Below are 20737 nucleotides of genomic sequence, written 5' to 3'. Positions count from 1 at the left end.
AGCATATACAGAGGTGGAAATATGAAACGAAATCTTGTTTTGGGGGGTATTTTTTTATTTGGATTAGGTATTTTTTTATATCCTACTATTAGTAATTGGTTGGCGACTCGTGCACATTATTCTGAGATTAGCTCTTACGATAAGAAGATTAAAGCATTACAAAAGAAAGAAGTCGAACGTAGGGAAAAAGAAGCAGCCGAATATAATAAACAAGTTCAAATTTCTGCGAAAACATTTACAGATCCATTTTCTGAAAAAAAAAGTAATCATCAAGCGTATGCTGATGTGTTAAATTTAGGAGATGTAATGGGGTATATTGAAATATCGAAAATTAATATAAAACTGCCAATCTACCAAGGGACCTCTGAGGAAGTATTGGGTCGCGGGATAGGTCATTTAGATTTTTCTTCGCTCCCGGTAGGTGGAGAAAGTACGCATACTATTTTAACAGGGCATCGTGGTTTACCATCAGCAAAATTATTTACAGATTTAGATAAGTTGAGCAAAGGAGATCTTTTTTATATTCATTCTTTAGACAAAGTTCTTGCTTATAAAGTAGATCAAATTAAAGTAGTGTTACCACATGAAACGGACGATCTACAAATTGTAGAAAATAAAGATTATACAACTTTAATTACGTGTACGCCTTATGGAGTAAACACCAATAGATTGCTAGTTCGAGGTGAGCGCGTGGAGTTAAACGAGAAAGAAAAACAAAAAGTGAGTACAGAGATATTTATATTTAATAAGTGGACTGTAATAGTTACAATCCTATTGTTATGTGTGCTTCTAGTCGTAATTTATAAGAAAAAGTTAACTCGATAGAATGTATTTATCCTGCATTAATGGGAAGTGGGACCGGAAATTCAAAGATAAGTAAAGAAGGTATATAGGGGATGAAGTAAATCATCATTAATAAAAATTCATTTTATTCGATTATAAAAAAAATACGGTAAAGGTGGGAACAAAGGAATTGAGGCTACGATTAAAGCTGGTAAGTATTCATTTTATTGTTTTGTTAATGTTAAGTGTAAGTTTTGTCGTATATGTACCAAAAGAAGCATATGGATCCACGACTACCTTAGAAGGTCTAGGAGATATATCGCGTTATAATGCTGTTGTCTTTGGTAACCATAAAGCAATAGGTGGCGACATTGAAGGAGCAATTGCAGTTCAAGGTGATATGGATGCATCGGGGTATACGATTGTAGGTGCTGCAGCGGGAACATCTAATATAGTAGGTGAAAAATGGGTTGATGAGGGATATCCGTCCTTGTTATTGTCTGGAAAATTTAAGAAATCAAGGGAAGAATCTTTTATCATTCAAAACGGAATAGTCGTAATGACAAAAGAGAGTGATCCAGATCGCATCATACAATCCTCTTATGATCGTATCGTTTATAAAGAAAAACTAGAAATTGACGCGAAATTTAATGAATTTCGCAATATAGTGAACCAAGTCAGTAAAAATGCAGGTCAATATAAAACAAATACCCCAATTCCAAATATGAGTCATGGAATCGGAAAAGATATAAACAATCCTAATATTTATGTTTCATCAGAATTGACAGGGAAAATCAGTGTAGATATAAGAGATGTATTTTTGCCCAATGCTAAGGACAAAGATTTTATTGTAATGTATTCAGATGCAATAGAGGTTACATTTAAAAATGGGTCTATTCTATATGACACGAACAATATTGGAAAGGCTACAGATATAGTTCCTACATCACAACCATATTCGCCTAATTCCCCGTTTACTGAGCTATATGGGAAAATGATTTGGGTTTTTCCAAATGCGAAAAAAATTACAACAGAGGGATATGGTGTAGTTGGGAGTGTGTTTGCTCCCAATGCTGTATTAGAAACAAAAGGCGGTTCGATTAATGGACAAGCATTTGTTGGTGCGGTACAACAAACTGGTGGATTTGAGTTTCACAATTTCAAATTTAACTGGAAACATTGGAACAAGCCTAGTACAGGAAAAGTAAAAATAAAAAAGGTTGATAGTAATAATGATAATAAAAAATTGGTGGGAGCAAAGTTTAAAATTGAAGATTTAAATGGGAAAATAGTTGGAGAACTAGTAACAAATGAAGAAGGAGAAGCGATATCAAAAGACTTACCAATAGGAAACTATACTTTAGTGGAAAAAGAAGCACCTAAAGGTTACGAATTATCAAAAGATAAAATAGCTGTAAAAGTAGAGAAAGATGCAGAAGTAGAAATTAAAATAGGAAATAAGAAATTGCCCGATCCAATGGGAAAAATGAAGCTTGTGAAAGTAGACATAAGTGATAAAAATAAAAAGCTAGCAGGAGCAAAGTTTAAAATTGAAGATTTAAATGGGAAAATAGTTGGAGAACTAGTAACAAATGAAGAAGGAGAAGTAATATCAAAAGACTTACCAATAGGAAACTATATCTTAGTGGAAGTAGAAGCGCCAAAAGGCTATGAATTAGTAAAAGATAAAATAACTGTAAAAATAGAAAAAGATGCAGTGGTAGAAATTAAAATAGGAAATAAGAAATTGCCCGATCCAATGGGGAAAATGAAGCTTGTGAAAGTAGACATAAGTGATAAAAATAAAAAACTAGCAGGGGCAAAGTTTCATATAGAAGATGCAAAAGGAAAAGTAGTTGGAGAGTTAATAACAGATGAAAAAGGAGAAATGATATCAAAGGACTTACCAATAGGAAACTATACCCTAGTGGAAATAGAGGCACCTAAAGGTTATGAATTATTAAAAGATAAAATAGCTGTAAAAATAGAAAAAGATACAGTAGTAGAAATTAAAATAGAAAATAAGAAATTGCCAGATCCGACTGGGCAATTTGAAATTGAAAAAGTTGATGATAAGGATAGTGAATTAAAGCTAAAAGGCGCTGTATTTCAAGTGTTAGATAAAGAAGGGAAAGAACTTAGTAGATTAATAACGGATGAAAAAGGAAAGGTAATTTCCAACCAATTAGCAATTGGAAAGTATACGATTAAAGAAATAAAAGCACCGAACGGATACATGTTACTTAGAGATCCAATAGAAATAGAAATTACAGAAGCAGTAAAGACACAAAAAATAACAGTGAAAAATGCGAAGAATAATTGGGTAATTCCTAATACTGGTGGGAGCGGAACAACAATTTTTTACGTAATTGGTATTATGCTAATGTTTGGTGTGCTATATTTCTGTAAGAAAAATCGTATATTATGAACTAATTTTATAGAGTTAGACAGATTGTTGCGTTAGAGAGTTTTTAGGGCATGAGTTCGGTATTGTACTGGACTCATGTTACTACATTTGTTGAAGGAGGAAGGATAATAGTAAACATAGAATATATTAATGAATTAAAATGTTTAAGAGGTGAACATGGTGGCAATAAAACAAGACGAAATTAAAGTAGTTGTCGGAGCTGGAGTGTTTAATAATAATCCAGGCTGGATTCAAACGCAAGAAGATGAACTTAACTTACTAGATAAAGCTACGTGGGAAGAAAGATTTGAATACAACTCTATTTCAGCTATTTTAGCTGAGCATGTATGGGAACACCTTACTTTTGAAGAAGGTGTAAGAGCAGCTGAAATCTGTTATGAATTTTTAAAACCATCTGGTCATATTCGGTGCGGAGTCCCTGATGCATTCTTTCAGGATGAGGTATATCAAAATATAGTTCAAATAGGGGGACCCGGTCCGAAAGATCATCCAGCAGCAAGTCATAAAATCGTTCATAATTATAAAACATTAACGAAAATGTTTGAAACTGCTGGATTCGAGGTAGTTTTACTTGAATATTGTGATGAAAATGGTCAGTTTTATTACAACGAATGGGATGCAAACGACGGTGTTATTTTCCGTTCGAAAAGGTATGATTCTAGAAATAAAGGCGATAAACTTGGTTTTCCATCGCTAATTATCGATGCGATTAAGCGCTAATCATTTAACCAAAAAAGGAGTTAATCCCATGATTTCATAAGTCGCAAATGCGGCTTTTTTATTTGTACGTAAATCTATATTTAATTTTCAATACTATATAGCTCGATTTAGAAAATATTTAAGTTTTTCTCAGCGTCATTCACTTTAAATTAACACTTCGTTGACATAAATATTTATTTTATATTTATATTCTTGTAAAATAAAATGAGAACATATATTCTATATGAGGAGGCAATCAAAATGATAGCTGAAATTGGGAAACTAACTGGTGGATATATAGTAAAATTTGAACGCGAATTTCCATATACGGTAGAGGAAGTTTGGTCTGTATTAACAGAAAACAGTAAGCTGAAAAAATGGATGTCCAATTTACAGATTGAAAGCCTTAAAACTGGTGGAATAATAAAGTTCGACATGATGGACGGTTCATTCATAAACATTGATATTTTAGAGTGTCAACTAAACTCAGTACTTGAATTTACTTGGGATAAAGACCGTGTCCGATTTGAAATACATAAAGAGGAAAATAGTACTCTTTTATTCCTTAAAGAGTACATTAATGAATTAACAGATCATACACCGAGAGATATAGCTGGTTGGCATATTTGTTTAAATCTTTTTTCTTACGTTTTAGAAGGAGAAGAGAAAGAATTTTCTAAAGATGAATGGCAACAGTGGTTTGAAATATACAAGGATAAGATTCATGAAGTGAGAGGATAATTGCATAATAGGTAATATTCATTATGTAATTATTATATTTTAAAAATGCTTTTGTGAATAAATAAGAATAGAGGTTAATATGAAAGTAAATCAATTAATTGCTAATAACATAAATAAATTAGATGCAACTATACCGTTTAATAAATCGTTTGGAATTGCTGGGTTATCTGGATCGGGTAAAACAACTTTTTGCCAAACAATTGGTGAAGAATCAAAAAAACGATTAGTTTCTTTATTACCAAAGGCTGAATATCAATATTTATTTCCTAACATTATGGAAACAAATTTTAGTGCTATTAAGATGGAAGAAATGCCATTAGTACTTTTTCTAGGAAAATCATCGATTTCGTCTAATCCGCGTTCAACGATTGGTACTCATACTGGTGTTTTTACAGAGGTTCGGGAAAAACTTGCTGAAGTATTTAATCTTTCTCCAGAGGTCTTTTCATTTAATAATCAATTAGGCTGGTGTACTGGTTGTAAAGGCCGTGGTACTACAAAAAATGTTGAGTGTAAAAAATGTAAGGGAAAACGTTATAGTGAAGAAATTGAACAATATGAAATTGATTTGTTGGAAAAGCCACATTCAATCTCAAATATTAATGATTTAAGTGTTGAATCTATTCTTTCACTAGCAAAACAATTAAATATTAGTGAGGAAAAACAGCATATACTGCAAAATATTATTAATATGAACATTGGTTATTTAACATTAAATCGAATTATGGGTACGTTGTCAGGTGGAGAGTTAACACGACTTTATTTGGCTGAATTCATGGCAGTAAGTGAAAATGCTGTAATTATTATTGATGAGATTTCAGTTGGACTTGATCATGAAACATTATTACAAATTTTAGAAGAGATTAAACGATTAGGGTGTAAAAATCAAATTTGGCTTATTGATCATTCAGATACGGTACTAGATACAACTGATGAGCAATTGTTCTTTGGACCTGGTAGCGGAAAATATGGCGGGAAAATTGTGAAAGAATCACCAAGACCAAAGTCAATACTGTGGGAGCGAAATAAAGAAATACCAACAGAATATTATACATTCTATGATTTATATTGCCGTAATATCCAAATGGCGGAGTTTCAAATTCCTAAAAACAGGCTTGTAACGGTTACAGGAGAATCGGGATGTGGGAAATCTACACTTGTCAACGAATGTCTAGCTACAGATTTTTTAAAACGATATCCAAAAGATAAATTAGTTATGGTAGGACAAGACCGAAATCAATCAATTACAAGTCGATCAACTGTAGCAACTTTCCTAGATATTAAAAAGAAACTCACAAAGTATAGTGAAGACATTGATGATATTTTTGAGCGCTCGATTGAGGATATTATTGATGAACTTCCAAATGAAGATATCGCTTATAAACGTTTGAGCTTACTAATTAAATTAGGGCTTGGCTATTTAACATTAGAGAGAAAAACACAAACATTATCGACAGGTGAGTTTCAATGTGTTCATTTAGTTTCGGAATTATTTGCAAACACTAGAAATCCACATACATTATTCATTTTTGATGAGCCTTCAAAAGGTTTATCACAAAATATTTTAAATCAATTTATCGATAGTATTAGAGGTATTCTGCAAGATGAATCAGTTTCTATCATTATGATTGAGCATAATCGTTACATGTTAGAAAGCTCTGATTATATAGTTGATTTTGGAAAAAGGCAGAATGAATCTGTAGAGCATTTGGATGTTGTTAAACATGAGGATTACTATCGTCAAAAAAGTAATGTGAATAGCACAGAGAAAATAAATATCTCTTCAATGCTTAAGCAGAAAAAAGGAGTTCACTATTTAGAAGAAAATCATATTAACTATTTTAAAAATGCCGAAAATGTTTATAAGGGCGGTATTTTAAAAAGTTTATCATCAATGGCTAGGTTAATTTATGGTGAATATGAATCTGATACAATCGCACCTGTTATTGCTATTGATCTTGAAAGACATTTATATAGTCAATATAGTTTCTTATATGAGATTGGTGGATTAATTAATCATATTGTAGCTGCTCATCCAATTAATAAAGATACGAGAAGTTTTGATTTCTATTCACAGGACAATCATTGTCCATCTTGTTCTGGACGTCTTCAAATTGAAGTTTTTGATAAAGATATTGCCATTCAAGATAAAAGTGTTCCATTTTGGGATGGGCTATTCGATCAAGAAATCATGAAGGTATTAAAATTTTATCAGCATGAAAAAATAGAATTTCTATTCGAAGAAATAAAAAATGAGCTTGGTCACGATTTGTCAAAGAGCTATAATGATATGTCAGAAGAAGAAAAGCATACGTTTTGGTACGGATATTTTGAAAAATCATTTTATGATAAAAAAGGAAAGACACGCAGAACATGGGTAGGGTTTAATACAATTATTGGTGGATATATTGTTATTTCAAAAGCACCTATTAAAGAAGAAATTAAGAGTTCAAAAAAAATGATGAAATGTCCAATTTGTGAGGGGACGGTTTTAAATCATCATAAACCACTTAAATTTGGTAACGTAGATATTCGTGAAATAATCAATCAGCCTATTAATAAAGTATTGAAAATAGTTGATGATTTACCGGCACTTGTTAAATTGAAGTCTATTGTTGGTGGCGATATGGTATTGACGGAAGATGTTTCTTTATTGCCAAGAAAAGCACAAGTTGCATTGAAAATGTTTGAATTAGAACAAGCAAGCTTTTCAAACTATGAAATGGTGTTACAAAATGTCTTACCATTCTGGAGCGAAATAAAAGGAAATATCGAATCCATTAGTGTTAATAATCAGGTAACTGTTTGTGATTTCCCTAATGTTTATGAAACGAGAGAAACCATTATAGATAAGTATTTCACAAATGGTAAATATAAAAAACTTACGTATGTATACGAAGCGTTTGGATACAAAAAATTAGTTACCCAAATTAATAAAATTAAAAAAAGTAATCCATGTCCATTTTGTAAAGGTAAGAAAGTGATAACCGAAGATAATTTACATGATGGTGTCTTTAAACTAACAATTCCATGTGTAACTTGTAATGCAAGTGGTATTAATGACGAAGGGTTAAAAGAAGTTGTCGAGGGCGTGGATGTACAAACGTGGTTAACTGGAAAAGTAAGTGATGTTGTGAATGAAAGCTTATTAACAGAAGCTGTTGGACAAATACCCATTTTCAATCGCATACGTGAGTTGGATAAACGAGATATGATGGCGGTTTATGAATGTCTTGAGAGTAATCAGTAAATTTTATTAATATATGTTTTATTAATATAAATTAATAAAACATATATTCTTTATAATGTATATATTAGCGCAGTATGATTAATACAAGGTAATGAAAGAAGATCCAATTTCTTAATATCAAAATTAAGAAATTGGATCTTTTAGTATTTTTATGTCTCCATACAATATTTTTCAATAAGAAAAGAAGTAATATGGAAGGAGAGATACAAAACAAATAGTGATAAACGATTAATATATTATGTAATTATTATATTATAAAAGCGAAAATTAAGGTTTAAAATGGTTCGTAAGTGATATGTTTTTGTTTATTAATCTATTTTTCATTGTGTGATTTTTTAAATTTAACAGAAATATATACTTGAATGAAGTATATATTTCTGTTAAATTTATCCTATGGATAGAACAAGTTTAATTAAAGGTCATTTAGAAATGTGTGTATTATCTATTTTGTCGAAAAAGAAAAGTTATGGTTATGAGATTATGAAAGAACTTGAAATAAACAATTTAAAATTGAAAGGAGTAGGAAGTATTTATCCTATTTTAACTAAGTTGAAAAATCAAGAGTGGGTTAACACTTATCAAGAGGTAACAGACAGTGGTAAAGTGAGGATTTATTATGAAATTAATGAAAATGGGAAAATACGTCTTGAGAAGAAAATTAATGAGTGGTTAGAATTGCAATTGGACATTCAAACATTATTAAAAAGCGGTTTGAAAGGAGACCTTCTGAAATGAGGAATAAATTGATAGGTAAAGAAAAGCAATTTTTAAGAGACGTACTTAAGGAATTAAAGCAATACGATATTAGTTTAGAAGAAAGGGAAAATATTAAGAGACAAATATTAGAACATATTCAAGAGTGTCATGAACATGGTGAAGACAGTATAGATGATTTAGGTACCCCTCAATTATTTGTTAAAGATTTTATAGAAATAAATGAAATTGATTTACAAGTTAAAATGAAACAACTTCAAAATGAAAAAGGAAAATTCAACACATTTATCTTACGTGGCATATTCATCGCAATTATTACTTACCTCATCTCGCAAACTACATTTTCAATATTTTTAACTGAATCATTTAATTCAACTAATAGCAAAAATACATTTAATTATAATATTTTATATCGCATATCAGAGAATCAATGGTGGAACGTTTTATTAATAATGATTAGCTTTATGCTCTCTGTAGTAGTGTTTATTAGCTTAGTAAGTTATAAAAAAAGAAAGCTATCTAAAGTATAATGAAGAAAACTATCTATAAACTATTTCAAATCTATATTCTTTGTAATGTAATAGTATTATGTATCATTTATCCAAAAGCATATGCTCAGCAAGATATTAAAGCTACTTTAGATAAGTATATTGAAAAATTTATAAAGGAACAGAATATTCCAGGGGCTGCTGTTGCAATTGTACATAATAAAGATGTATTCTTCACTAAAACGTGGGGGATTACTGGGGAATCTGAAAAAAAAATAACTAGTAAAACACCATTTGCAATCGGCTCAATAAGCAAATCTTTAACAGCTTTAGCTATAGTGAAATTAATAGAAGACAAAAAGATAAAATTAGAGGATTCAGTTCAACAACATCTTCCTTGGTTTAAACTAAAAGATTCTCAAATATCCTCATCTATAACAATCCAACACCTTTTAACTCATACAAGCGGAATAAACACATATGAAGGCTTATTAATATCAGATAAGCAATCCAAAAGTTCTACAGCATTAAAAGAAAATGTAATGAGACTTTCAAATGTAAAATTAACTGCTCTACCAGGAGAAAAATATCAATATAGTAATGCGAATTATATTGTTTTAGGTGCACTTATTGAGGAAATTACAAATGATACATATTCCTCATATATGGAAAAACATGTTTTTCAGCTATTAAATATGAATGGTGCGGCAGCAAGTAAAGAAACTGCATATGAAAAAGGCTATTTAACAGGTTATCAGTCATGGTTTGGCATACCAAGAAAAAGTGTAGTATCCTATGATAATGCCGGGGCACCGTATGGTTATATTACCGCAAATTTGGAAGATATGATTCAATTTATTATGTTTTTGAATCGACAAGAAGATACTCAATTTTTAAAGAAAGAAAACATCGACCTTTATCTTACACCACTTTATAACATAAATTCAGAAAAAAGCTATGGTTTTGGATTAAGAACAACAAGTATAAATGAAAGCGAAACGATGATTTGGCATTCAGGATCAACGCCCGATGCTCGTACAGAAATATTTACTTTAAATAAAAGTGGCTGGGGTGGTGTGATTTTAACAAATAAAAATCATGTATTAGAAGAACCAGCACTTTCAGTATTAAAAAAGGGGATTATTAATATTTTGAATGAAGAAGAACCGGTTGATCCCCATAAAAGCATACCATTTACACAAATTGTTATGTCTACAGTTATACTCGCGCTTTTCATTTCATCAATTATGTTAATTAAAAAATATAAACATAAGGAAACTGTAAAAAAATTAACTTGGTTATTCGTAGGGGCTCTATTCCTACTATTATCTATTATTTTCATCCCACTTCTTACTTATTGTACAAGCTCACCATGGCGTACGATAAAAATATTTGCGGCAGATGTAGGTTTACTTACAAGTATTATAGTAATTTTATTAGCTGTGAACGGATTATTATCAATCTTTATAGGCATAAGACAGAAGAGTATATAAGGGTAAATAATTAAAGAAATATAATTCAAACGTTATAAACAGTTGACCCTCACACAATGTTATTGTTTAAGATAAAGTTGAGCTTCAAAGCAGATGTAACTTATAGGAGGAAATCATGTTTAAAATAGGGGATTTTTCAAAACTATCTTCCATTAGTATACGAATGTTGAGACACTACGATAAAGTGGAATTACTACAACCAGTAAAAGTCGATGAGCAGAGTGGATATCGATTTTATTCAGCAGACCAATTAAAAAAAGTAAATCAAATTCAAACGTTAAAAGCTATGGGGTTTAATATTGCTACCATCAAAGAAATAATAGAATGCGATAATATAGATACCATAAAAGAGCAATTTTTTAATCGTAGTGCTCAAATTAAAGAAGACATGAATAACCTCCAAAAACAATTACGTCTCCTCGAAGACTCAATGAAAACGATGAGAGAGGATGTTGTTGAGATGAATTATCATGTTTCAATAAAAGAAATTCCAGAAAGAACTGTAGCTAGTGTTAGAAAGATTATTCCATCGTATAATTGCGAAGGTGATTTATGGAGTGTATTAATGCAAGAAATTCAAATGAAAAATATTAGTATTGCCCAACCGAGTTATAGTATTGCGGTTTTCCATGATCGTGAATACAAAGAAAATGATGTGGATATAGAAATACAGCTAAGTATTCTTGGTAAGCACGAAAATACAAAAGACGTTACATTTAAAAATATGGAATCGACTAATGTAGCTTCTATAACAGTTAATGGAAGTTATGAACAGATGACAGCTGTAAATGAGGCTGCGGCAAAATGGATTGAGACAGAGGGTTACAAATTAGCAGGCCCGATGTTTAATATTTATCATGTGAGCCCAGCGATGGAATCCGATCCTAATAAGTGGGTTACAGAAGTTTGTTATCCAATAAACAAATAAGTAATAAAAAAAGGCATGTTTTATGCCTTTTTTATTTTATTAATATCTCAAAATATATAAATCTTTATCTTTACAGTTTTCGTATCGGACTATATAAGGCAATAAAGACTTCAATTATTTTAGTAAAAGCAGCTAAAGCAAATATAAATACAGGATTGTAGGCTGAAATAATTCCACCTACTAATGCCCCCAATGGCATAGATAATCGTGTAAGTACACGAGAAAAACCTAAAACACGTCCTTGCAAATTGGATGGAACAGTTTCCTGCCGAATTGATGTAACAATCGTATTCCATGTGATATTACATGTCATCGCGATTCCGAAAGCAATTCCGGGAGCAAGCCAATATGTACTCCACAAAGCAAATGTTAACCCAAGCGCTCCTAAAAATAGGAGTAAAGGAATAAGTACACCACGTCGAAATTTCTTTTCTAAAGGAACGGCAATTAAGCTTCCTAAAAGCCCACCTATTCCTATTAAAGTATAATTATAGCCACTTTGTGCGGAGGTGAGATTTAATGTCGATAATAAATAATACATAAGTACACCTAAAACAGCACTTGCTCCAAAGTTACCTACCATAGCTTGAAGTGACAAAGCTATATTTAACCAATCATTTTTGAGCCATTTAAAACCATCAAACAAATCATTTAGTACATTTTGCAATGTTTTTTTATCAGTATTCTTTTTATTTAAGTTTTTCATAGAAGGTAATATAATCACAGCAATTAATGTAGCAATAAATGAAAGAACATTAATCCAAAGTACTTGAAAGCCGCCAATAAAAGATATGAAAAGCCCAGCTATCATTGGACCAAACAAACTAGCCAATTGATTAACCATTTGATATAAAGAATTAGCCTTCGTTAATGATGCATCTGCGATGTGTGGAATGACTGTAACTGTTGTTACATCAAAAAGCATGGACATAACTGCTAAGATAAAAGTAATTACGTATAAATGCCAGACTTCTAATAGATGTAATGCATGTAGAATTGGTACGAGACTTACTAAAATAATATTGGTAATATCCGCCATCCAAAGTAACTTTTTTCGATCATATCGATCAACTAGTACACCAACTAAAGGGCCAAATAAAACGATTGGCAATACGTTAACAGCAAATAAAGAACTCATAATTACAGCTGAACCAGTTAATTGATATGCAATCCAAGGCAGTGCAAAAGTATATAGTGAATCCCCGATTCGTGAAATGAGTAAACCAAAAATAAAAATCTTGTATTCTTTTGAAAAAGTTGTCTTGACAGTTAATCTTCGTTCTTGTACAAATTTCACAATTGTATGAACCACCTTTAGTAAAGAGGAATTTGAAAATAATCCGTCCAATACGTATTAAATATAGAATTCTGTAAGAAGTTGTTGAATCCTACCTTTATAAGGTTAATTTTATATAAAAGTGTAGGGAATAGAAATTAGGGCGGCTTTTATTGGATGAGGCGGAATGATTCGAGAACAAAAAGGATTGCTAGATAAAGAGTTAATCTTACGACCTTTTCCACAACTTTTGTTTTAGCAGAACTAATAAAAGAGAATCCTATATTACTTCAGCAATGTTTAAATTAGCGACAAAAGCCACTGTAATAAGGGGCTTTTGTTGCTAATAATTTAATGATATGTGTACCCTCCATCTGGAAATAATACATTACCCGTAGTAAAACTATTTTGCATTAAATATAGAACAGTATGTGCAATTTCATTATTATGGCCAGGCCTTTTTACAAGAGAAAGAGATTTATAAGATTCATAAGCATTATCAAGAAATACCACCTAAAGTAGAATATAGCTTAACTGAACATGGAAAAACAGTCAGTACTGTTTTGGATAGTGTGTGTAGTTGGGGAAGAGGTCATTTAGAACATATAGATAAAGGTGAACTATAAAATTGTTATGTAAACTTATCGTCGTACGAAGTGGAATGGTGTTTTAATAATTTGTATTTTATAATATATAATTAAATAGTGTTGTAGGTTATTATACATATTTAATTCGTTTTTACAAAGGGGAGTTATAAGGTGAATGAATTAGAGTACAAAAGCTTTTATGATAAAGTAGGAAGATTAAATGGATGGGATTTTAGTAAAATAAAATGTGAAACTGTAGGAGAAATATGGGACTTTTATGGAGAAGTGAAAGAAAGATGTAAATCATCAGACATTCTACTTGATGTTGGTACAGGCGGAGGAGAAAATGTACTTAACATAGCATCATCAGCTAAATTGTTGATTGGAATTGATAATTCTAACGGCATGATTGAAACGGCACATTCTAATTTGAAAAAATCAGGTGTACAAAATGTTGAGTTTATTCAAATGGGTTCTGAAGCTTTAACGTTTCCACATGCGCATTTTGATATCGCTTCAAGTTGTCATGCTCCGTTTCTAGCATCTGAGTTAGCAAAAGTAATGAAACGAGGTGCTTTTTTCTTAACGCAACAAGTAAGTGAGAATGATAAATTAAACCTGAAAGAAGCATTTGGCAGAGGACAATGCTTAGGTGAACGAGATGGCACTTTAAAAGAAAAGTATATGGATGAACTTATTAGTGCAGGATTTGATCTCGTGCAAGTACGTGAATATGATGTTACTGATTATTACAATACGCCTGAAGATCTCATTTTCTTATTAAAACATACGCCTATTATTCCTAGATTTGGAGAAGAGGAAGAGGATTTTACTATTTTACAAAAGTTCATTGACACGAATAGTTCTGAAAAAGGGATTCATACAAATTCAAAAAGATTTATGATTATCGCTGTTAAATTATAATATATTTTAGCGTAAAAGCTGCTTTTCATTTAAAGAAAAGCAGCTTTTTGTGTGGAAAAGAATACAGGAAATACTTGAAAATAATAGAAATAAATAAAGTGTAAATCAAAATATGGAGGATAAATGTTTTGAAACGTTACTATATTAGCAATGAAAAAATAAATGTACATATTACTGAATGGGGGAATAATGACAAGCCCGTTATCTTTTGTTTACATGGATTAGGTAGTACGAGTTTAAGTTTTATAGAAATTGCTGAGGAATTAAAAGAAGAGTATAGATTTATCTCCGTTGATGCACCTGGACATGGTAAAACACCGCCATTTGAAAGAACAGAAGATTATGAGATGCAGAATTTAGCAAATTGGTTAAATGAAATAATAAATGAATTGAGAATCGAATACTTCTATTTTCTATCACATTCATGGGGAAGTTTTGTAGCGTTATTTTATTTGTTACATCATTCAGAAAAAGTACAAGGAAGTATTCTTATTGATGGTGGATATCAAACAAAAAGGCTTCAAGAAAAAACGTTGGAAGAAGAAATTGCTTATTATGAAAAGGACTTTGATGAATACGTTTTTAATAATTGGGACGAATTTTTCAAAAGTGAAAAAGAAGCTTATACTAGGTGGTCTTCATTGTTAGAAGTTGCTGTAAAGGACCTAGGGATCGAAATGGATAACAAAGTATGGTGGCATGCCAGGGGGAATACAGCTAGTAATATAATAAGAGGTATGTATAAAGATGAAACGATAGATATATATGAGAAGCTGCCGGCTAATATTGTATTACTCCGAGCTACAGTTCCACAAGTTTGGGCGGATTATAGAGATAAGACAGTAAATGTTTTCAAAGAGAAAACGGACAGTATAGTAAAAGTAATTCCTGATACTACACACATGTTGCACTGGGATAAACCAGAAATTGTTATAGCAGAAATAAAAAATAATTGGAGCTAACATATTCATACTAAAGTTGTAGTTTCTATATGGAAAATCCATCCTTCCGTTTGATTTTATCTATTTATAAGTGTAATACAATACGAATAGATAATAAGAAATGAGGGGGAATGTAAAGTGATTACACATATATCAGATATAAAACTACAAACGGTTTCCATAGAAGGGGTAAAACAAGTTTATAAGGACATATTATCTTTTCCAATAAAAAAAGAAACAGCATCCTTCATTCAATTTGAAGTAACACCTTATACAACAATTAGTTTTCAAGAAGTGTATGAACCAATTGCACCTGCACATGTTGCTTTTGAAATCCCATATTCAAAATTTCATGAAACAGCAAGATGGCTTGAGGAGTCTGGATTACTCATTGCGAAATGGAAAGATGGTCATATAATTGATGAAGAGGATGGTCGATTCAATTTATACTTTAAAGACGGAGATGGAAATCTACTCGAAATTATCGCGCATAGTTATGTTAAAGAAGATGTATTAGTACCGCAGTCACCTTTAAACATTTTATATGTAAGGGAAATTGGTCTTCCTGTTAAAAGTGTACCTATTTTTAGGGAATGGCTGAAATCAAATCTAAATATGAAAACGATGGAAGACGGGGATATTTTTAACTTTGTAGTTGGTGGCACTGCTTATGTCGTCGCAACTTGGTGGCAGCGACCTTGGATTCCAATCGCGATGAAAGCTCTATCACCGAAAGTACACGTTTCTTTCGGAACACCAGACGTCGCATTTTTACAGCGAATCCAAAATAACTTTAAGAAAAATGGTGTATCATTTGAATATAAATGTAATGAAGTATCATTTATTGAGCAAGGATATACATTTTCAATTGTGCATACATCAGAGTTTCATTCTGATATTCCTAAACAATTAAACTTACCGCTTTCTATTTAAGGATGGAAAGCGGTAAGTTTTTTGTATATTCGTGAAGAAGGTTTTAGCTAGGATTATAGTGAATTTAAAGAGAGGTATAAGGTGTTATTTTAATTTATGTTAAGGGGAGAAATGAAGTGGTTTTAGGTAATCCAATTGCAAAAGGGAATACAGCAGAAATTTATTTAACTGATGATAAGGTTGTAAAATTATTTAAAGATTACCTCCCAGATACAGAGTCTATGAATGAAGCAAAAAAACAAAAATATGCTTATTCATGCGGGCTGCCAGTTCCAAACGTATTTGAAGTGACAAAGATACACGATAGACAGGCAATTATTATGGAATACGTAAAAGGGGACAGTGTTGGTGATCTCCTACTTAATAATTTAAATGAGGCAGAGCGTTATATCGGACTTTGTGTTAATGAGCAAAAAAAGATCCATGCTATACGTGTGAATACAGATGAAATGGAGTTAATGAGGAAAAGGTTAGAGCGTCAAATTAAATCTGTACATAATTTGGATGAAAGCAAAAAGAAGAATATATTACAAAAATTAGATTCTATTACATTTGATTTTAGGCTATGTCATGGAGATTTCCATCCATTTAATTTGATTTTGAGTAAGGAAGAGAAAGTGAAAGTTATAGACTGGGTAGATGCAAGTTCAGGTGATATTCGCGCAGATGTATTTCGAACATATTTGTTGTACTCACAAGCTTCGGTAGAATTAGCTGAGATGTATTTACATATATATTGCAGTCGTACCGGCTTATCAAGAGATGAAGTTTTTCAATGGGCTCCTATTATTATTGCAGCTAGATTTTCTGAAAAAGTATCACCGCAAAATGAAGTGTATTTGAAAAGATTATTGAATCAGTATTTATAAGTCATAAAAAAGGCTGTCAGCAAATTAATAAATGCTGTTGTTTAACCAAAGTTTCCTTGTAGTTAAACAACAGCGTTCTTAAATATTGATATAGGTATTCTTATTTTCGATCTTCATCCTATAAAGGTTCATAATCCGTACTTGTTCCTCCGTTAATTCTTCTTTATCCCAATACATATGCATTAAGCTATATTCAAAAATCTCCTTTAATTTAACAAATAATGGAAACTTGTCTATCATCTCTTTTGGTAGTTCATTTTCCTCTTGGTAGCCTTCAAATAGTGCTTTTGTAATAGAATGTTCATAGTCAATGATATTCCCATTTCCAGCAAATGAATATTCTATCGCACTATAAATAGGAACGGCTAAATCGAATATGTAAAAATGTTTTTGGAATGAATCCAAGAGAATATCAACTTAACAAAATGTCTATTCAATCATTTCTTAAACTAAATTTAAATAAAGAAGGGGCGTTTAATATGAATATTTCTAGAAAAATAGAGGTTGAACAGTTGCGAAATAGGAAGAGTGAGCTATTTGATAAAGAGGTACTTAACATATTAAATGGTCAAGTTATGTATGAAGAATTTAAAAATAAAAAGCTAATGGGTGATTCTGATTATGCACCATTTAATGAGGCGATGTGTGTGAACCCTGCTACTACACAAGTTTTTGATGAGGACTTTATTAAAACAAGAGCGGAAGGACATAACAGTTCAGTAGAAAGTTATACAAAAAAGGTAATAGATCCATTAAAAAAACTTTTTACGAAAGAGTACAAATGTATTGTTTTATGGTTTGGTGAAGATATGTTTTGCCAAATGAATCTACTTACTTTACTTTCATACCTTGAGCAGTCGTGCTATGAAGGGAAAGTATACTTAAATAGTTTCAGGGAGGATGAATTTAAAGTAAATCAAATTGAACTTGAATTGGGGGATTATTCTACTATATACAATGAAGTATTGGTAAACCATAAAAAGACTTATCATAAAGTACCACCTGTAATGTATCAGGCTATAGATTTATATTTAGAAATGCTAAAAGAAGATAATATCGTAATGAAATTCATCTCTAAAAATAAAGGTTTATCAAATCAAGAATTATTAACAAAGTTGTTTTATCTTTTTCCAACAATCGGATATGGTGATACTCAGTACATAGAACTGATTAATAAAATGAAGAAGAAAACTACACCTAAAATATAGGTGTAGTTTTCTTCTTATAATTGCTCAAGTAATTCTAATTCTTTTTCTACAAATAGCATTAGTTCTTTAATGGTTTCACCAGAGAAATCAAAACGAATACCGGCTGCATCATATACTTCTTTTATAGATTGCGAGCTTCCTAGTGATAATGCCTTTTTATAATTTTCTAGTGTTTGCTTAGGATCCTCTTTATATTGTTTATACATTTGTAATGCCCCAAGTTGGGCAATCGCGTATTCAATATAATAAAATGGTACTTCAAAAATATGGAGTACAGGTAACCAACTCGTTGCTATCCAGTTTTCGTAGCCATCAATATGTATGACGCTAGATTGATAATGTTTTTGAAGTTGTAAGTATTTTTCATTTCTTTCTTCAGAAGTATGAATTGGATTTTCATACAGCCAGTGTTGAAATTGATCTACAATAAGCATAATAGGTAAATATGAAATAACATCTTTAAAGAAGTTAATTTTTGCTTGTTTTAAATCTTTTTTGTCTGTATAGAAGGTATCCCAATAATTAAGCGAGAATAACTCCATTGTCATACTGGCTAGTTCAGCTGTTTCAGCTGGAATTTCTATATACTGTCGTAATTTTAATGGTTTTATGAGTTCGTTATGAATACTATGACCCATTTCATGTATAAAAGTGATAATATCATCTTGTGTATAATTTAAGTTCATAAAAATATAAGATAATTGTGAAGCTGGTAAGTACTCACAAAAGCCACCAGCTGCTTTTCCTTTGCGGCTTGTTAAATCAAGACAATTGTGTTTATACATTCGGTTTAATAGTGCTGAAAATTCAACATCTAGTTTATTAAAGATATGAGTGCTCCTTTCAATTAAATCATTTTCATTTGCAATAGGTTTAAGTACTTTTTGATCTGGAGTTACAGCTGATACATCCCACGGGCGAAGCGTATCAACTTGCAGTTTTTCTTTTTTCTCTAGCATTATTTTATCTTTAAGAGGCACAACATATTTACGTATGGATTCGGCTAGTTCATAGCAATCTATCGCTGAATAATCAAAACGCTCGTATTTTTTGAACATATAATCGCGATAATTCTCTAGTTGAATATTTTTTGCTTTTTGATGGCGAATTTCAATTAATTGATTTAATATGTTTTGGAGTTCTTTTTCAACAGATAAAAATTGTTCAGAAATAATAGTTTTTGCCTTTTTACGGATGTCACGATTCGAATCTTGTAAATAGGATTGTAATTCTGTTATCGTTTTTTCTTCTCCGTCCCAAATGGCACTTAATCCTCCAGTGATTTCAAAGTACTCTGTGACTAATTTGTCTTCCTGTATTTCTAATTCGATATTTTCCTCACAAAATAACTTTTGAGCATTTTTTATTTTTGTATCTAATAAACCATATACGTTAGAATCTAATTCCATTCGAAAAGGTGACTCTAAATATTTATTATCCAATAAATTTTGGTACCGCTTTAAAAGTGGCTTTACAAATTGTTGATCATGTTCAAAAGTATCCTTTATTCCTTCATCATCCGTATTACATTGAAAGGCGATGTAATGTGATCTTAATTGTTCTTCGATTTCCCAAATTACTTTTGACTGCTCTTTTAACCAATTTTCAAGGTCTAGTTTTGAAGAAATCATCTTATTTAATAAAGTCGAAAGAGTTTTTTCCAATTGTAGTACATTACTAATATCAATCGTATTTACACGTTGCATTATATATCCCTCACTTTTTATTTATTCATAGAGATATTCTATTTATTAATTGTAATTCCCTTGTTAAGTGGGGAAAATGTGAAATAATGTTAAATTTAATAATTATAGAAAGTATTTATATGTCAAAGTAAAAAGTTTATCGTAAATGAAAATGTGTGGAGGGGTGCTACATGAGAAAGGGAACAAAGGTACTTGTATTTTTAATTCCATTTGCTTTATTATGTGCCTGTGAGAATGAGATTGAAGATGCTAAAAGTGAAGATTCTATAGTGATGGATATTGCTACAGTAGCGGTAAAGGAGGAATCTTTTTTTAGTGCTGCTATAAGAGATGAAAAAGCAAGAATAGTAGATTTAGAGATTGCTGATAGCGAAAATCCTAACGAAATAAAAAAAGAAATTAATAAAAGATTGCAAATTCAAGGTATTATGTCCTATAAAGTAAATATATCTCAAAGAAACAAGGAGATTGTAAATGCAGAACATAGATGGGAGTTAGTTTTTGGACAGATATTTGATGACGTATTCAGAAAAAATGGATATGAAGGGTTTGGTATTCAGCAAATAAATTATAAAAAGAATCAACCTGTTACCATTGATATAAAAACTAAGATTAGCGATGGTGAAGTAAGGGCGAGAGAACTTGGACAGAAAACAGAAAAAGAAGTTGAAGGGGTACTTAAAACAGTAGCAGTAAAGAAATGGATTGAAAATGATTCATATGCTATTGGGATTTACGATATAGATGATCGGAAAATTAACTAATTGAG

At 31.2% G+C, this 20737-nt stretch carries 18 protein-coding genes and 2 pseudogenes; 16 read left to right on the top strand and 4 right to left on the bottom strand.

Going from position 1 to position 20737, the window contains the following annotated elements; genetic code table 11:
• The first annotated feature begins 21 nt into the window (after nucleotides 1–21).
• From ACK1U5_RS05995 to ACK1U5_RS05955, 9 genes are all read left to right on the top strand, one after another.
• A complete protein-coding gene (locus tag ACK1U5_RS05995; RefSeq protein WP_002196522.1) occupies nucleotides 22–825 on the top strand; it encodes a class C sortase in 804 nt (267 codons plus the stop codon).
• A 148-nt stretch (nucleotides 826–973) separates the two neighbouring features.
• Entirely contained in the window at nucleotides 974–3211 is a 2238-nt protein-coding gene (locus tag ACK1U5_RS05990) for an MSCRAMM family protein (protein ID WP_069604903.1), read from the top strand.
• A gap of 156 nt (nucleotides 3212–3367) precedes the next feature.
• Nucleotides 3368–3931 carry a class I SAM-dependent methyltransferase gene (locus ACK1U5_RS05985; RefSeq protein WP_113710694.1) on the top strand — a complete coding sequence of 188 codons (564 nt, stop codon included), beginning with the start codon at nucleotides 3368–3370 and terminating at the stop codon, nucleotides 3929–3931.
• A gap of 240 nt (nucleotides 3932–4171) precedes the next feature.
• Nucleotides 4172–4651, top strand: coding sequence for an SRPBCC family protein (locus tag ACK1U5_RS05980; RefSeq protein ID WP_000559852.1), 480 nt, complete (start codon nucleotides 4172–4174; stop codon nucleotides 4649–4651).
• A 79-nt stretch (nucleotides 4652–4730) separates the two neighbouring features.
• Entirely contained in the window at nucleotides 4731–7901 is a 3171-nt protein-coding gene (locus tag ACK1U5_RS05975) for an ATP-binding cassette domain-containing protein (protein ID WP_448814780.1), read from the top strand.
• Between the two features lie 429 nt (nucleotides 7902–8330).
• Nucleotides 8331–8636, top strand: coding sequence for a PadR family transcriptional regulator (locus tag ACK1U5_RS05970; protein WP_002094025.1), 306 nt, complete (start codon nucleotides 8331–8333; stop codon nucleotides 8634–8636).
• The gene (locus ACK1U5_RS05965) at nucleotides 8633–9145 is read left to right on the top strand and encodes a hypothetical protein (protein WP_001244705.1); all 513 of its coding nucleotides are present in this window, start codon (nucleotides 8633–8635) and stop codon (nucleotides 9143–9145) included. Before ACK1U5_RS05970 ends, ACK1U5_RS05965 begins: the two co-directional genes overlap by 4 nt.
• The gene (locus tag ACK1U5_RS05960; RefSeq protein WP_000751428.1) at nucleotides 9145–10596 is read left to right on the top strand and encodes a serine hydrolase domain-containing protein; all 1452 of its coding nucleotides are present in this window, start codon (nucleotides 9145–9147) and stop codon (nucleotides 10594–10596) included. Before ACK1U5_RS05965 ends, ACK1U5_RS05960 begins: the two co-directional genes overlap by 1 nt.
• A 115-nt stretch (nucleotides 10597–10711) precedes the next feature.
• The gene (locus tag ACK1U5_RS05955) at nucleotides 10712–11524 is read left to right on the top strand and encodes a MerR family transcriptional regulator (protein WP_000472627.1); all 813 of its coding nucleotides are present in this window, start codon (nucleotides 10712–10714) and stop codon (nucleotides 11522–11524) included.
• 70 nt (nucleotides 11525–11594) lie between these two features.
• On the opposite strand, the gene ACK1U5_RS05950 is transcribed toward ACK1U5_RS05955, so the two are convergent.
• Entirely contained in the window at nucleotides 11595–12821 is a 1227-nt protein-coding gene (locus ACK1U5_RS05950; RefSeq protein WP_000673894.1) for an MFS transporter, read from the bottom strand.
• A 330-nt stretch (nucleotides 12822–13151) separates the two neighbouring features.
• A pseudogene (locus ACK1U5_RS05945) lies at nucleotides 13152–13295 on the bottom strand (SDR family oxidoreductase); the annotation flags it as partial.
• On the opposite strand from ACK1U5_RS05945, the pseudogene ACK1U5_RS05940 reads away from it, so the two are divergent.
• The 5 genes and pseudogenes from ACK1U5_RS05940 to ACK1U5_RS05920 all read left to right on the top strand — a co-directional run.
• Nucleotides 13292–13426 (top strand): annotated as a pseudogene (locus ACK1U5_RS05940) (winged helix-turn-helix transcriptional regulator); the annotation flags it as partial. The pseudogenes ACK1U5_RS05945 and ACK1U5_RS05940 sit on opposite strands and share 4 nt — an antisense overlap.
• A 132-nt stretch (nucleotides 13427–13558) precedes the next feature.
• Complete coding sequence (locus ACK1U5_RS05935; RefSeq protein WP_061139265.1) at nucleotides 13559–14311, top strand: class I SAM-dependent methyltransferase; 753 nt, start codon at nucleotides 13559–13561, stop codon at nucleotides 14309–14311.
• Nucleotides 14312–14439: 128 nt separating this feature from the next.
• Nucleotides 14440–15273, top strand: coding sequence for an alpha/beta fold hydrolase (locus ACK1U5_RS05930; RefSeq protein ID WP_000833450.1), 834 nt, complete (start codon nucleotides 14440–14442; stop codon nucleotides 15271–15273).
• A 117-nt stretch (nucleotides 15274–15390) separates the two neighbouring features.
• Nucleotides 15391–16185 (top strand): VOC family protein, encoded by a 795-nt coding sequence (locus tag ACK1U5_RS05925; protein ID WP_000627936.1) that lies wholly within the window; start codon nucleotides 15391–15393, stop codon nucleotides 16183–16185.
• Between the two features lie 116 nt (nucleotides 16186–16301).
• The gene (locus ACK1U5_RS05920) at nucleotides 16302–17054 is read left to right on the top strand and encodes an aminoglycoside phosphotransferase family protein (RefSeq protein WP_000242839.1); all 753 of its coding nucleotides are present in this window, start codon (nucleotides 16302–16304) and stop codon (nucleotides 17052–17054) included.
• 78 nt (nucleotides 17055–17132) lie between these two features.
• Here ACK1U5_RS05920 and ACK1U5_RS05915 read toward each other — a convergent pair whose 3' ends face one another.
• The gene (locus ACK1U5_RS05915) at nucleotides 17133–17459 is read right to left on the bottom strand and encodes an aminoglycoside phosphotransferase (RefSeq protein ID WP_061139263.1); all 327 of its coding nucleotides are present in this window, start codon (nucleotides 17457–17459) and stop codon (nucleotides 17133–17135) included.
• On the opposite strand from ACK1U5_RS05915, the gene ACK1U5_RS05910 reads away from it, so the two are divergent.
• Nucleotides 17450–18262, top strand: coding sequence for an AraC family transcriptional regulator (locus ACK1U5_RS05910; RefSeq protein ID WP_100619076.1), 813 nt, complete (start codon nucleotides 17450–17452; stop codon nucleotides 18260–18262). The genes ACK1U5_RS05915 and ACK1U5_RS05910 overlap by 10 nt on opposite strands.
• Nucleotides 18263–18276: 14 nt before the next feature.
• On the opposite strand, the gene ACK1U5_RS05905 is transcribed toward ACK1U5_RS05910, so the two are convergent.
• Nucleotides 18277–19968: a M3 family oligoendopeptidase gene (locus ACK1U5_RS05905; RefSeq protein ID WP_069604890.1), complete on the bottom strand. Its 1692-nt coding sequence runs from the start codon at nucleotides 19966–19968 to the stop codon at nucleotides 18277–18279.
• A 170-nt stretch (nucleotides 19969–20138) separates the two neighbouring features.
• Here ACK1U5_RS05905 and ACK1U5_RS05900 point away from each other — a divergent pair, with 170 nt between their 5' ends.
• Nucleotides 20139–20732, top strand: coding sequence for a DUF4030 domain-containing protein (locus tag ACK1U5_RS05900; protein ID WP_065845389.1), 594 nt, complete (start codon nucleotides 20139–20141; stop codon nucleotides 20730–20732).
• Nucleotides 20733–20737 lie beyond the last annotated feature (5 nt).

This window comes from Bacillus sp. XB1 (assembly GCF_053557995.1).
This window is presented reverse-complemented; position numbering and strand designations above follow the sequence as displayed.